General features: G+C 62.9%; 15 protein-coding genes. 8 read left to right on the top strand and 7 right to left on the bottom strand.

Annotation, left to right across the window (positions count from 1 at the left end; all coding sequences use genetic code 11):
• Window positions 1–10: 10 nt before the first annotated feature.
• Complete coding sequence (locus IEG05_RS15770) at window positions 11–172, bottom strand: hypothetical protein (protein ID WP_185743960.1); 162 nt, start codon at window positions 170–172, stop codon at window positions 11–13.
• 14 nt (window positions 173–186) lie between these two features.
• On the bottom strand, window positions 187–432 hold the full coding sequence (locus IEG05_RS15765) for a hypothetical protein (RefSeq protein WP_014821066.1): 246 nt from the start codon (window positions 430–432) through the stop codon (window positions 187–189).
• 127 nt (window positions 433–559) lie between these two features.
• Here IEG05_RS15765 and IEG05_RS15760 point away from each other — a divergent pair, with 127 nt between their 5' ends.
• The 5 genes from IEG05_RS15760 to IEG05_RS15740 all read left to right on the top strand — a co-directional run bounded on the left by IEG05_RS15760 (window position 560) and on the right by IEG05_RS15740 (window position 4,150).
• Window positions 560–889 (top strand): thioredoxin family protein, encoded by a 330-nt coding sequence (locus tag IEG05_RS15760; protein WP_046618814.1) that lies wholly within the window; start codon window positions 560–562, stop codon window positions 887–889.
• Window positions 890–1,017: 128 nt separating this feature from the next.
• Window positions 1,018–1,389, top strand: coding sequence for an ArsC family reductase (locus IEG05_RS15755; protein ID WP_031298110.1), 372 nt, complete (start codon window positions 1,018–1,020; stop codon window positions 1,387–1,389).
• Between the two features lie 42 nt (window positions 1,390–1,431).
• Entirely contained in the window at window positions 1,432–2,466 is a 1,035-nt protein-coding gene (dapD, locus tag IEG05_RS15750; protein WP_014821069.1) for a 2,3,4,5-tetrahydropyridine-2,6-dicarboxylate N-succinyltransferase, read from the top strand.
• 74 nt (window positions 2,467–2,540) lie between these two features.
• Window positions 2,541–3,746: an aminotransferase class V-fold PLP-dependent enzyme gene (locus IEG05_RS15745; RefSeq protein ID WP_046618817.1), complete on the top strand. Its 1,206-nt coding sequence runs from the start codon at window positions 2,541–2,543 to the stop codon at window positions 3,744–3,746.
• Window positions 3,743–4,150: a SufE family protein gene (locus IEG05_RS15740; protein ID WP_046618819.1), complete on the top strand. Its 408-nt coding sequence runs from the start codon at window positions 3,743–3,745 to the stop codon at window positions 4,148–4,150. The genes IEG05_RS15745 and IEG05_RS15740 overlap by 4 nt, the downstream gene beginning before the upstream one ends.
• 15 nt (window positions 4,151–4,165) lie before the next feature.
• On the opposite strand, the gene IEG05_RS15735 is transcribed toward IEG05_RS15740, so the two are convergent.
• From IEG05_RS15735 to IEG05_RS15725, 3 genes are all read right to left on the bottom strand, one after another.
• Complete coding sequence (locus IEG05_RS15735; RefSeq protein WP_014821072.1) at window positions 4,166–5,287, bottom strand: beta-ketoacyl-ACP synthase III; 1,122 nt, start codon at window positions 5,285–5,287, stop codon at window positions 4,166–4,168.
• 251 nt (window positions 5,288–5,538) lie between these two features.
• Window positions 5,539–6,459: a c-type cytochrome gene (locus IEG05_RS15730; RefSeq protein WP_046618822.1), complete on the bottom strand. Its 921-nt coding sequence runs from the start codon at window positions 6,457–6,459 to the stop codon at window positions 5,539–5,541.
• Window positions 6,456–7,106, bottom strand: coding sequence for a c-type cytochrome (locus IEG05_RS15725; RefSeq protein WP_046618824.1), 651 nt, complete (start codon window positions 7,104–7,106; stop codon window positions 6,456–6,458). The genes IEG05_RS15730 and IEG05_RS15725 overlap by 4 nt, the downstream gene beginning before the upstream one ends.
• Before the next feature lie 257 nt (window positions 7,107–7,363).
• Here IEG05_RS15725 and IEG05_RS15720 point away from each other — a divergent pair, with 257 nt between their 5' ends.
• Window positions 7,364–7,897: a hypothetical protein gene (locus tag IEG05_RS15720; RefSeq protein WP_046618827.1), complete on the top strand. Its 534-nt coding sequence runs from the start codon at window positions 7,364–7,366 to the stop codon at window positions 7,895–7,897.
• Between the two features lie 21 nt (window positions 7,898–7,918).
• Here the strand turns inward: IEG05_RS15720 and IEG05_RS15715 are convergent, their stop codons facing one another.
• Complete coding sequence (locus tag IEG05_RS15715) at window positions 7,919–8,146, bottom strand: DUF3820 family protein (RefSeq protein ID WP_003280237.1); 228 nt, start codon at window positions 8,144–8,146, stop codon at window positions 7,919–7,921.
• A 240-nt stretch (window positions 8,147–8,386) separates the two neighbouring features.
• Here IEG05_RS15715 and IEG05_RS15710 point away from each other — a divergent pair, with 240 nt between their 5' ends.
• Window positions 8,387–8,911, top strand: coding sequence for an ankyrin repeat domain-containing protein (locus IEG05_RS15710; protein ID WP_046618828.1), 525 nt, complete (start codon window positions 8,387–8,389; stop codon window positions 8,909–8,911).
• A gap of 60 nt (window positions 8,912–8,971) precedes the next feature.
• Here the strand turns inward: IEG05_RS15710 and ybaK are convergent, their stop codons facing one another.
• On the bottom strand, window positions 8,972–9,442 hold the full coding sequence (gene ybaK, locus IEG05_RS15705) for a Cys-tRNA(Pro) deacylase (protein WP_041014641.1): 471 nt from the start codon (window positions 9,440–9,442) through the stop codon (window positions 8,972–8,974).
• 72 nt (window positions 9,443–9,514) lie between these two features.
• Between ybaK and glpD the strand changes: the two genes are divergently transcribed.
• Window positions 9,515–11,059, top strand: a complete 1,545-nt coding sequence (gene glpD, locus IEG05_RS15700) for a glycerol-3-phosphate dehydrogenase (protein WP_046618829.1) — start codon at window positions 9,515–9,517, stop codon at window positions 11,057–11,059.
• Window positions 11,060–11,087 lie beyond the last annotated feature (28 nt).

Genomic DNA, 11,087 nt, shown 5'->3' with positions numbered 1-11,087 from the left:
CTTGACGAGTTCAGGCAACGCCCGGCGGGATCGCATCCTTGCCATAGTCGCGCAGTTTTTCCAGATTCTCCGGCTTCATGTGCTCGGGTATGTCTGCGCCCTGATGCTCGTCGCGGGATGTGGGATTGGCGTTATCAAGCGCCTCCTCGGTACGCTCGTCGTGATCGCTCATATGCTGCCTCCTGTTCAGATGGCGTGTTCTTCCCAGATCAGCTCGCCTTCGTCGCTGACCTCTATAACTTTAGTCAAAGCTGCCTCGGCAATCGCGTCGGCTTCGGAGGCCAGGTCGTAGCGACGGCCATCTGCGATCTTGAATACGTGTACATGCTCGTCGCTGTCGCGCCGTTTGATGGCGATAACCGCTTCGAACGCATCCTCGGCAGGCACCGCCGAAGAAATCGCTTCGAAATTCTCGAAATGCTTGCGTGCCATTACTCGTCACCTCACCGTTGCGATTGTCATCAATGGACAACACCATCGGTGTAAAAGGTCGAGAGCCCTCGCCGAACGACGGCCCGGCGGCAAGTTCGAACGTTGGAAGGCACACGGAGAACCTGCCATGAACATGACTGAACACTACGTACAAAACGAGCCCAGCCGTACAGAGGTCGACGCCATGCAGGGGCCGCTGCTGCTGGAGTTCGGCACTACCTGGTGCGGCCACTGCCGAGCAGCTCAGCCACTACTGGCAAAGGCCCTGGCTGAGCGCAGCGGCATTTGTCATCTGAAGATCGAGGACGGCCCGGGCCGCCCGCTGGGACGCTCGTTTCGGGTCAAGCTCTGGCCGACCCTGATCCTGCTGAAGAATGGCCAGGAGCTCGCGCGCGTCGTGCGCCCGCTGAACGAGCAGGCGATCGAGCAGGCGCTAGGCGAGACGGGGAAGGGATGAGAGAGACAGTTCGCGAGCCACCTGCCGCGCAGCGCTCTTCGAGGCGAGAAGGCATGCTCGCCTCCATAGCCCGGCGAGGCGTGGCATAATCCGCCGTCCAGTTTTGCAGGAGTCTTGGAGAGTCGTTTATGTCCGAATCAGATCAGCGGTTGTGCCTATACGGAATCAAAGCCTGCGACACGATGAAAAAGGCCCGTACCTGGCTCGACGAACACGGACTGGACTACGACTTCCACGACTACAAGAGCGTCGGCATAGACCGCACCCACCTGGAAGCCTGGTGCAATGAACACGGCTGGCAGACCGTTCTCAACCGTGCAGGCACCACCTTCCGCAAGCTGGACGACGCTGCAAAGGCCGATCTTGACCAGGCCCGGGCCATCGAGCTGATGTTGGCCCAACCGTCGATGATCAAACGCCCTGTACTCGACTTGGGCGGTAAGACCCTGATTGGCTTCAAGCCCGATCGTTACGCTGCCGAAGTGGCAGCGCCGAACTGATAGCCGCCCAACAGACGGCGCGGCCGACAAAAAGGAAATTCTATGTCCGCAACCCTATTCAGCCTCGCCTTTGGCGTTGGCACCCAGAACCGTCAAGGCGACTGGCTGGAAGTCTTCTACGCACAGCCGCTGCTGCAACCTGCCGGCGAGCTGGTAGCTGCCGTCGCCCCGCTGCTCGGCTATGCCGGCGGCAATCAGGCAATCAGCATCACCACTACCCAGGCTGCACAGCTGGCCGATGCCCTGAAGCCGCTCGACGCTACCCAGTACGCGCTGCTGACCCGCCTGGCCGAAAGCCAGCGCCCGCTGGTCGCCACCCTGCTCGCCGAAGACGCGCCGCTTACCTCGACCCCCGAGGCCTACCTCAAGCTGCACCTGCTTTCACACCGGCTGGCCAAGCCGCATGGTCTGAACCTGACCGGCATCTTCCCGCTGCTGCCCAACGTCGCCTGGACCAACCAGGGCGCGGTGGACCTGAGCGAACTGGCCGAGCGCCAGCTGGAAGCACGCCTGAAGGGCGATCTGCTGGAAGTCTTCTCGGTGGACAAGTTCCCGAAGATGACCGATTACGTGGTCCCTGCCGGCGTGCGTATCGCCGACAGCGCGCGCATTCGCCTCGGTGCCTATGTGGGTGAAGGCACAACCGTGATGCATGAGGGCTTCATCAACTTCAACGCCGGTACCGCCGGCCCGGGCATGATCGAAGGCCGCGTCTCCGCTGGCGTGTTCGTCGGCAAGGGTTCGGACCTCGGCGGCGGCTGCTCGACCATGGGCACCCTGTCCGGTGGCGGCAACATCGTCATCTCCGTCGGTGAAGGCTGCCTGATCGGCGCGAATGCCGGCATCGGCATTCCGCTGGGCGACCGCAACACCGTGGAGTCGGGCCTGTACATCACGGCCGGCACCAAGGTCAGCCTGCTCGACGACGGCGATCAACTGGTCAAAGTGGTCAAGGCGCGCGAGCTGGCCGGCCAGAGCGACCTGCTGTTCCGTCGTAACTCGCAGACCGGCGCTGTGGAGTGCAAGACTCACAAGTCGGCCATCGAGCTGAACGAGGCGCTGCACGCGCATAACTGAGCAGGAGCAGCGGCAAGCTGCGAGCCATGAGCGCCTGCCTTGCCGCATCCCCTGCAGCTGGAGGTTTGCCGCTTATGGCCCTGTTTTCTCCCTGGCGTGCCGACTTCCCTGCCCTGGCGGTGCTCGAAGCGCAAGGCCAGACCTATCTCGACAGCGCCGCCACGGCACAGAAGCCGCAGGCGCTGATCGATGCTCTCGGCGGCTACTACACCTGCGGCGCCGCCAATGTGCACCGCGCCCAGCACCAGCCCGCCGAACGTGCGACTCGCGCTTACGAAGACTCGCGCATCAAGGTGGCGAAATGGCTGAACGCGGCTTCGCCCACTGAAATCGTATTCACCCGCGGCGCGACGGAAGCGCTGAATCTGCTCGCCTACGGACTGGAACATCTGATCGGAGCCGGTGACGAGATCGTCATCAGCGCCCTCGAACATCACGCCAACCTGCTGCCCTGGCAACAGCTGGCCAAACGGCGCAACGCCAGGCTTCAGGTGCTACCGATCGATACCGCCGGGCGCATCGACCTGGCCGCAGCTGCCGCGCTGGTCGGGCCGCGTACCCGACTGCTGGCGGTGAGTCAGCTGTCCAACGTGCTGGGTGGCTGGCAACCGCTGGACGACCTGCTGCACCTGGCCAAGACCCAAGGTGCGCTGACCATCGTCGACGGCGCGCAGGGCGTGGTGCACGGCCGTCACGACATGACCACGCTGGGTTGCGATTTCTACGTGCTCTCCAGCCATAAGCTCTACGGGCCGGATGGCGTCGGCGTACTGTACGGCCGCGGCGAATCGCTGCTGCAGCTGCGTCACTGGCAGTTCGGCGGCGAGATGGTGCGCATCGCCGATTATCAACACGCCGAGTTCCATGCCGCGCCCCTGGGCTTCGAGGCCGGCACGCCGCCGATCTCCGGCGTCATCGGTCTCGGCGCCACGCTGGACTATCTGGCTGGGCTCGACGTTGCGGCGGTCGAGCTTCACGAGCGGGCATTGCACGACCAGCTGCTCGCCGGGCTTGCCGCACGCAACGGCGTTCGCCTGCTCGGCTCGCCGCAGGTTGCGCTGGCCAGCTTCGTTGTCGAAGGCGTGCATCATTCCGACCTGGGGCATCTGCTCACCGAACAGGGCATCGCGGTGCGCAGCGGCAATCACTGCGCCATGCCGCTGATGAAACACCTTGGTCTGGATGGCGCGACACGCGTCTCGCTCGGGCTGTACAACGACAGTGCCGACCTCGAGCGCTTCTTTAGCGCCCTCGATCAGGCCCTGGAGTTACTGCGATGAGCGACTTGCCGCAAGCCGCTGGCGAAGCGCTGGAGGCATTCAGCCAGGCGGCCGGCTGGGAGCAGCGCGCACGTTTGCTGATGCAATGGGGTGAGCGGCTGGCACCGTTGGATGAAGATGAACGCAGCGAAACGAATCAGGTATCGGGCTGCGAAAGTCGCGTGTGGCTGGTCGGCGAACGACAGGACGGCTGCTGGCATTTTCGCGCCGCCAGTGATGCCCGGCTCATCCGCGGCCTGCTGGCGGTACTGCTGGCAAGAGTCAACGGCCTGGAAGCTGCCGATCTGGCCGAAGTGGACATGGCCGACTGGTACGCCCGTCTTGGCCTTTCGCGGCAATTGTCGCCTTCGCGCAGCAATGGCATGAATGCCGTGCTGCAGCGAATGTGTGAGCTGACCGGCTGAGCCGGCCAGGGCGAATCAGCGCTTGCGCAGGATCACGCTGCCGATCGAGTAGCCCGCACCGAACGAGCTGAGCACACCGAGGCTGCCGCTGGGCAGGTCGTCCTGGTGCTTGTGGAAGGCGATCACCGAGCCGGCCGAACTGGTATTGGCGTAGGTATCGAGGATCACCGGCGCCTCTTCCTCGGTGGCGTCGCGGCCCAGCAGGCGGCGCACGATCAGGTGGTTCATGTTCAGGTTGGCCTGGTGCAGCCAGAAACGCTTCACCGATTCCACAGCGATGTCGTTCTCCGCCAGGTGCTCACCGATCAGCTCCGCCACCATCGGACAGACTTCCTTGAACACCTTGCGACCTTCCTGGATGAACAGCTTGTCCGGATCGTTCATGTGCTCTTCGGCAGCACGGTTGAGAAAGCCGAAGTTGTTGCGGATGTTGTTGGAAAACTCGGTCACCAGCTTGGTACTGATGACGTCCCACTGCTGCGCCGAGGTCGCCAGATCTTCGCGCTCGATGATTACCGCGGTGCAGGCGTCGCCGAAGATGAAATGGCTGTCGCGGTCGCGGAAGTTCATATGCCCGGTACAGATCTCGGGGTTGACCATCAGGATCGCGCGCGCCTGGCCCAGCTTGATGCTGTTGACCGCGTTCTGGATGCCGAACGTGGCCGACGAGCACGCCACGTTCATGTCGAAGCCGAAACCCTTGATCCCCAGTGCCGCCTGCACTTCGATGGCGACTGCCGGATAGGCGCGCTGCAGGTTGGAGCAGGCGACGATCACGCCGTCGATGTCCGCGGCGGTCTTGCCGGCGCGGGCCAGCGCTTCTTCGGCTGCCTTGACCGACATCTCGCAGAGAATCGACCACTCGTCATTGCTGCGCTCGGGAATGCGCGGAACCATGCGCTCGGGATCGAGGATGCCGGCCTTGTCGGTAACGTAGCGGCTCTTGATGCCGGAAGCCTTTTCGATGAAGGCGGAGCTGGACTCGGGCAGCGGCTGGATCTCGCCGGCCTCGATGGCAGCGGCATTCTCGCTGTTGAAGCGATGAACGTAGGTGTTGAAGGACTCCACTAGTTCATCGTTGGAAATGCTGTTGGCAGGGGTATAAAGGCCGGTACCGCTGATGACGACGTTATACACGGTCGTTCCTCTCGAATGGCTTGATCGTTTCTGACGTTGGGACGGCAGCAACAGGACTCGGCCAGTCACGATCATTCCAGCGCCTCTTATGGCGGCTATTGTGCATGAAAATCTGAAAGAATCCGTAACATTGCGCTTATAACGGGCAGGTAATTAAGTCTTTTGCCGCATCTGATTGTGACTGATCAGTCCAAAAATGAAGAGAGCGCCGAATGGCGCCCTCTTCTGTCCGCAATGATGTACTTAAGTCTCTATTTGATGCCCTGTCCAAGTACGACGCCATCCACCTCCTGTCCATAGAGATTCACACCGTCGTTGGCGTGGTAGCGAAGCCGCGTCTTTTCCACCGAGCCGTCGACCAGACGCGGGTCCTGCGGCCGCTCATGGCTGTTCATGTATGCGGCCACGTGCCAGGCATCCTCGTCGCTGAGCGAACCACCCTTGCCCAGCGGCATGCTCTCCTTGATGAAGGCCGCGGCGGTGTTGATCCGGTGCATGCCGGCGCCCCAGTTGAACGAATCCTTGCCCCATAACGGTGGGAACACATACGCCCCACCCGCCTGCTGGCCCTGGCCGCTATCGCCGTGACAGACCGCGCACTGCTCGGCATAGATCTGCTTGCCCTTGGCGATATCGAAACCATTCTTGGGCTGTGGGACTTCGGGATAGGCCCGCCCCGGCAGCTCCTGGCCTGTCGGAGCACCAGTGGAAAGCCAGTAGGAATAGGCCGTCAACGCATTGAGTACATGGCTATCGGCTGCCGGAGGCTTGCCGTTCATGCTGAACTGGAAACAGCCCTGTACGCGCTCGGCGTAGCTGTTGACCTTGTCATTCTTCTTCCGGTAAGCCGGATACATCGGATACGCGCCCCACAGCGGCGCGGAGTTGGCCTTGCGCCCCTGATCGAGGTGACAGTTGGTGCAGTTCATGCCATTGCCGACATATTCGGCGGCGTACTTCTGCGTGTCGACGAAAATCGCCCGGCCCTGCTGCACCAACTCGCCATAAGCGTTGGCCGGCAGATCCTTTTCCTGCGGCGGTTGGAAGAAGCTCTCACCTGCGCCCTTGGCGGCTTTCTGTGTTAGCTGGGACTGATCGTCCATCTTGATCTCGGCCGCCAGCGACGCACTGCTGACCGCCATGGCCAGTAGCGTTAACCAGTACCTTCTCATTGGCTGCCCCCCTTCTGCTCCAGGCCGGCAAAGTACTCGGCGACGGCCTGCACCTCGTCGTCGGTCATTGCACGGGCGATATGACCCATCAGGTCATTCGGATCGTTCTTGCGAGTGCCCTGACGCCAGGCATTGAGTTGCGCACTGAGGTATTGCGCCGACTGCCCGGCCAGCGGCGGGAAGCTCTCACCGACCCCAATGCCAGCGGGACCATGGCAGGCTACGCACTCGGGAATGTTGCGTTCCCAGGCACCACGAAGGGCAAGCCGCGGCCCCACACCTTCCGCCTTTTCCGCCCGACCGATGCTGGCGAAAACCGGCGCAGGCCTGGCTTCGAGCATGGCCGCCACGGCATCCATCTCTTCGTCGCTCAAGGCCGCAGCAATCGGCTGCATGACCGGATTGCTTCTGGCACCGGAGCGGAAGTCCTCGAGCTGCTTGCGCGTATATCCGGCGGATATCCCGGCGAGGCGTGGAAAGCCCGCCGCCGCCATCCCCATCGCATCGGCACCGTGGCACGTGCCACACGCCATCGCCGCAGGGTTGGCGCCGCCCTGCGCGTAGATTTTTTGCCCATCGGCAGCCTGTGCCTGCATCGTCAGTAACAACGCAGCCACACCGGCCAGGGGCCAGTGAGTGAGTTTCATGAAAGGGCCTCATCAACGGTTGTAGTTATGCTTGCCGCCACCGGCGTGGTCTTCGCCGACGCTCGGGTTCTATCGATGGCGTGCGGCAGCTTGTCGCAGAAGCGACGCTACCACATCGCCACGGCGGCCCTCCAGAAACAGAATAAGCTTAGAACTTCTTTGCATATACCAGGCACAGCGGCCCGCTGCGCAACCAGCGGTGCACACGAGACAACGACCTTGGTTATCCTTGCGTGCTCACTCGCGCAGGAACACCCATGAAAGACCAACTTGCCGCACTGATCAGCCTTATCAGCTCCGGCTGCATGACCGACGATGAAATTGGCCGCGTCGCGGCAGAAGCCGCGGAGGCGTACGCCGATCCGCAGGCATTTCTACAGGCCAACCCGGACATCAATTACGACGACAGCTTTCCCATTCCTCTTGGCGAATGGGTGGTGGTCGGCAGCCTGCCGGAGACGGTCTTGTTTCAGGCGGACGACTATCAGGAGCTGTTCACACAGATTGTCGCCTCCTTCGGCGACAGCGTGACCTTCGTCCTCAAGCCCAAGCAGCTCGCCAAGACCGAGCCGCTGACAGCACTGAACCGCATTCAGGTGCAGCTGAGCAGCCTGTATCCGGAGAAAGGTGGCTACGTGCTGGTGGACTTCAGCGAGCCGCTGGACGATGAGCTGCAGGCGGTGCTGGTCTACACCTGCGATGTGCCACGACTGATGGAGCTGGCGGTGGAAGTAGGCATCTATGCCGCGCCGGCCCTGGAGGTGTTGCGCGAGCAAACCAAGCAACCGTGACGGTAGGCACTTCGCCGGCGATCAGCCGCGCGAGGCATTGCGGCGGCGCAAGGGTTCCAACAGGGCTGAAAGCCCGTTGTGGTCGATCTCGTGCATCAGCTCCAGCAGCTGGCCGAGGCTGCCAGGCGGGAAGCCGACGCGGGCGAACCAGTTGAGGTAATTACCCGGCAGGTCGGCTATCAACCGGCCCTTGTACTTACCGTAGGGCATCGTCTGGGTCACCAGGCGTTCGAGATCTTCAGGCTTCATCGCTTCGGGCATCGGAGTGTCGGGCCGTCGAATACTGCCACAATCGCACCCGCTTCTGGCACGCGAGCCTGATTCGATGGCGTTCCGATATTCCTTCGGGCTGGCCATCGCTTGGGACTGGGCGCACATACAGAGCGCCTATCCGCAGGATAGAAAGCCTTGGTTGGCGCATCGCCAGCCCGATAACCACAATGGCTCTCGACACGGCAGGCGAACTGCTGACAGCCATGGAGAACCGCGATGCAAACGCCCAGACAACTGCCAGAACTGGATGACGCCACCCTCGCCTTCGCCGAGCAGGTGTTCGACAGCGCTCGCAACGGCGACAGCTCGCGCCTTGGTGAACTGCTCAGGCAGGGTATGCCAGCCGATCTTCGCAATCACGCCGGTGACAGCCTACTGATGCTCGCCAGCTACCACGGCCACCTCGACGCCAGTTGTGTGCTGCTCGAGCATGGCGCCGATCCGCAGCTGCGCAATATTCGCGGTCATACGCCGCTGGCGGGCGCAGCCTTCAAGGGCGACCTGAACATGATCGAGTTGCTGCTGGCGCACGGCGCCGATGTCGAGAGCCCCTGCGAGGACGGCAAAACCGCTCTGATGATGGCAGCCATGTTCAACCGTACCGAAATCATCGAACACCTGATCGCCCGGGGCGCCAACCCGCAAGCCGTCGACGCCAACGGCGCCACAGCACTGGTCGCCGCAGCCATGATGGGTGCTCAGGACGCCCAGGCATTGTTGCGAAGCCTGGTCTCCAGCTGACGCACCGATGTTTCGGCGCAGTGCAAATTTTCACCTCGCTTGACCGGACCCTCGCAGCTATCAGCCGCGCCCGATCGACGCAAAAACAGCCTTGCTGTGCTCAGCCAGCACGGCGGGGGCCAGCTCGACTTCCAACCCGCGACGACCTGCGCTCACGTAGATGCTCGCCTGCGCCTGCGCAGAACTGTCGATAAAGGTACGCAGACGCTTCTTCTGCCCCAGCGGACTGATGCCACCGACCAGGTAACCGGTGGCCCGCTGGGCCGCCATCGGATCGGCCATCTCCACCTTCTTCACGCCGGCCGCCTGGGCCAGCGCCTTGAGATCGAGGGTGCCGGCGACGGGCACCACCGCGACCAGTAGCTCGTTCTTCTCGCTACAGGCGAGCAGCGTCTTGAATACCCGCGCCGGATCAAGCCCGAGCTTTTCCGCCGCCTCCAGGCCATAGGACGCAGACTTGGGATCGTGCTCGTAACTGTGTACGGCGTGCTCGGCTCGGGCTTTTTTCAACAGGTCGATGGCAGGTGTCATGGCTTTGTAGTGCTATTGGTTGATGAATGGCGGTAACGTAAGGCGACAAAGAATCGGTAGTTATAAGCGCCCATGAATCATCCTCTTCTTGCACCGCTCGCGGAAGTCTACGACCTGGCCGTGGTTGGCGGCGGCATCAATGGCGCAGGTATCGCCGCCGATGCCGTCGGGCGCGGCCTGTCGGTGTTTCTCTGCGAACAGGGCGACCTGGGCGAACACACCTCCTCTGCCAGCAGCAAGCTGGTGCACGGCGGGCTGCGCTATCTCGAACACTACGAGCTGCGCCTGGTTCGCGAAGCGCTGGCCGAGCGCGAAGTGCTGCTGGCCAAGGCGCCGCACATCATCACCCCGCTACGCTTCGTGCTGCCCTACCGTCCACATCTGCGCCCGTCGTGGATGATCCGCACTGGCCTGTTTCTCTACGATCACCTCGGCAAGCGCGAAAAGCTCGGCGGTTCGCGCGGCCTGCGTTTCGGTGCCGACAGCCCGCTCAAGGACGAGATCACCCACGGCTTCGAATATTCCGACTGCTGGGTCGACGATGCGCGGCTGGTGGTACTCAACGCCATGGCGGCACGCGAGCTGGGCGCGCATATTCACACCCGCACTCGCTGCGTCAGCGCGCGCAGCAGCAAGGGGCTCTGGCATCTGCATCTGGAGCGTCAGGACGGCAGCCGGTTTTCGATCCGCGCCCGCGCGCTGGTCAACGCCACCGGACCGTGGGTAGCCTCGTTCATCGAAGAGCAGCTCCGGCAGACTTCGCCTCACGGCATGCGCCTGATCCAGGGCAGCCACATCGTCGTGCCAAAACTCTATGAGGGCGATCACGCCTACATCCTGCAGAACGAGGACCGGCGCATCGTGTTCATCACGCCGTATCTCGGCCACTTCAGCCTGATCGGCACCACCGATCACGAGTACCACGGCGACCCGGCGCAAGTGCAGATCACCGACGCGGAGATCGACTACCTGCTAGCCATCGTCAACACGCACTTCAAGCACCAGCTGAGCCGCACCGACATCCGCTACAGCTATGCAGGCGTCAGGCCGCTTTGCGATGACGAGTCCGACCAGCCCTCGGCGATCACCCGCGACTACACGCTCACACTCAGCGATAGCGCCAGCGAGGGGCCGCTGCTCTCGGTGTTCGGCGGCAAACTGACCACCTATCGCAAGCTCGCCGAAGCGGTACTGGCGCAGCTGGCGCCGCTGTTTCCCGAAATGAAACAGCCCTGGACGCACGACGCGGCGCTACCTGGCGGTGAGCACCTGGAGGAACCCTCAGCACTGGCCCATGCGCTCTGCGCCAGCTACCCGTGGTTGCCAGGGCCGGTTGCGCGGCGCTGGGCGCGCACCTACGGCAGCCGCAGCTGGCTGCTGCTCAAGGGTACCGATGCGCTGCAGGATCTTGGCGAATGCTTCGGCGCCGGCCTGCATGCGCGCGAAGTGGACTACCTGATGGTCGAGGAATGGGCGCAGACGGCAGAAGACATCCTCTGGCGCCGCACCAAGCTCGGCCTGTTCATGCAGCCCGCGGAGGTGGCGCTGCTACAGCGCTATCTGGACAGCCGGACAGCCGAGCGCCTGACCCACTTCGACCACGTCGCGCAGGGCTGACGCACCTCGGCGCAGCGCCCGCACTGGA

It is taken from the genome of Stutzerimonas kunmingensis, from assembly GCF_014764705.1.
Lineage (GTDB): Bacteria > Pseudomonadota > Gammaproteobacteria > Pseudomonadales > Pseudomonadaceae > Stutzerimonas.
This window is presented reverse-complemented; position numbering and strand designations above follow the sequence as displayed.

Bases quoted from the DNA above. Each gene is read 5' to 3' on its own strand.
- IEG05_RS15715 (WP_003280237.1), bottom strand. From the start codon at position 8,146: ATGAAGCCTGAAGATCTCGAACGCCTGGTGACCCAGACGATGCCCTAC.
- IEG05_RS15720 (WP_046618827.1), top strand. From the start codon at position 7,364: ATGAAAGACCAACTTGCCGCACTGATCAGCCTTATCAGCTCCGGCTGC.
- IEG05_RS15755 (WP_031298110.1), top strand. From the start codon at position 1,018: ATGTCCGAATCAGATCAGCGGTTGTGCCTATACGGAATCAAAGCCTGC.
- IEG05_RS15745 (WP_046618817.1), top strand. From the start codon at position 2,541: ATGGCCCTGTTTTCTCCCTGGCGTGCCGACTTCCCTGCCCTGGCGGTG.
- IEG05_RS15710 (WP_046618828.1), top strand. From the start codon at position 8,387: ATGCAAACGCCCAGACAACTGCCAGAACTGGATGACGCCACCCTCGCC.
- dapD (WP_014821069.1), top strand. From the start codon at position 1,432: ATGTCCGCAACCCTATTCAGCCTCGCCTTTGGCGTTGGCACCCAGAAC.
- IEG05_RS15770 (WP_185743960.1), bottom strand. From the start codon at position 172: ATGAGCGATCACGACGAGCGTACCGAGGAGGCGCTTGATAACGCCAAT.
- IEG05_RS15760 (WP_046618814.1), top strand. From the start codon at position 560: ATGAACATGACTGAACACTACGTACAAAACGAGCCCAGCCGTACAGAG.
- IEG05_RS15730 (WP_046618822.1), bottom strand. From the start codon at position 6,459: ATGAGAAGGTACTGGTTAACGCTACTGGCCATGGCGGTCAGCAGTGCG.
- IEG05_RS15765 (WP_014821066.1), bottom strand. From the start codon at position 432: ATGGCACGCAAGCATTTCGAGAATTTCGAAGCGATTTCTTCGGCGGTG.
- IEG05_RS15740 (WP_046618819.1), top strand. From the start codon at position 3,743: ATGAGCGACTTGCCGCAAGCCGCTGGCGAAGCGCTGGAGGCATTCAGC.
- IEG05_RS15725 (WP_046618824.1), bottom strand. From the start codon at position 7,106: ATGAAACTCACTCACTGGCCCCTGGCCGGTGTGGCTGCGTTGTTACTG.
- ybaK (WP_041014641.1), bottom strand. From the start codon at position 9,442: ATGACACCTGCCATCGACCTGTTGAAAAAAGCCCGAGCCGAGCACGCC.
- glpD (WP_046618829.1), top strand. From the start codon at position 9,515: ATGAATCATCCTCTTCTTGCACCGCTCGCGGAAGTCTACGACCTGGCC.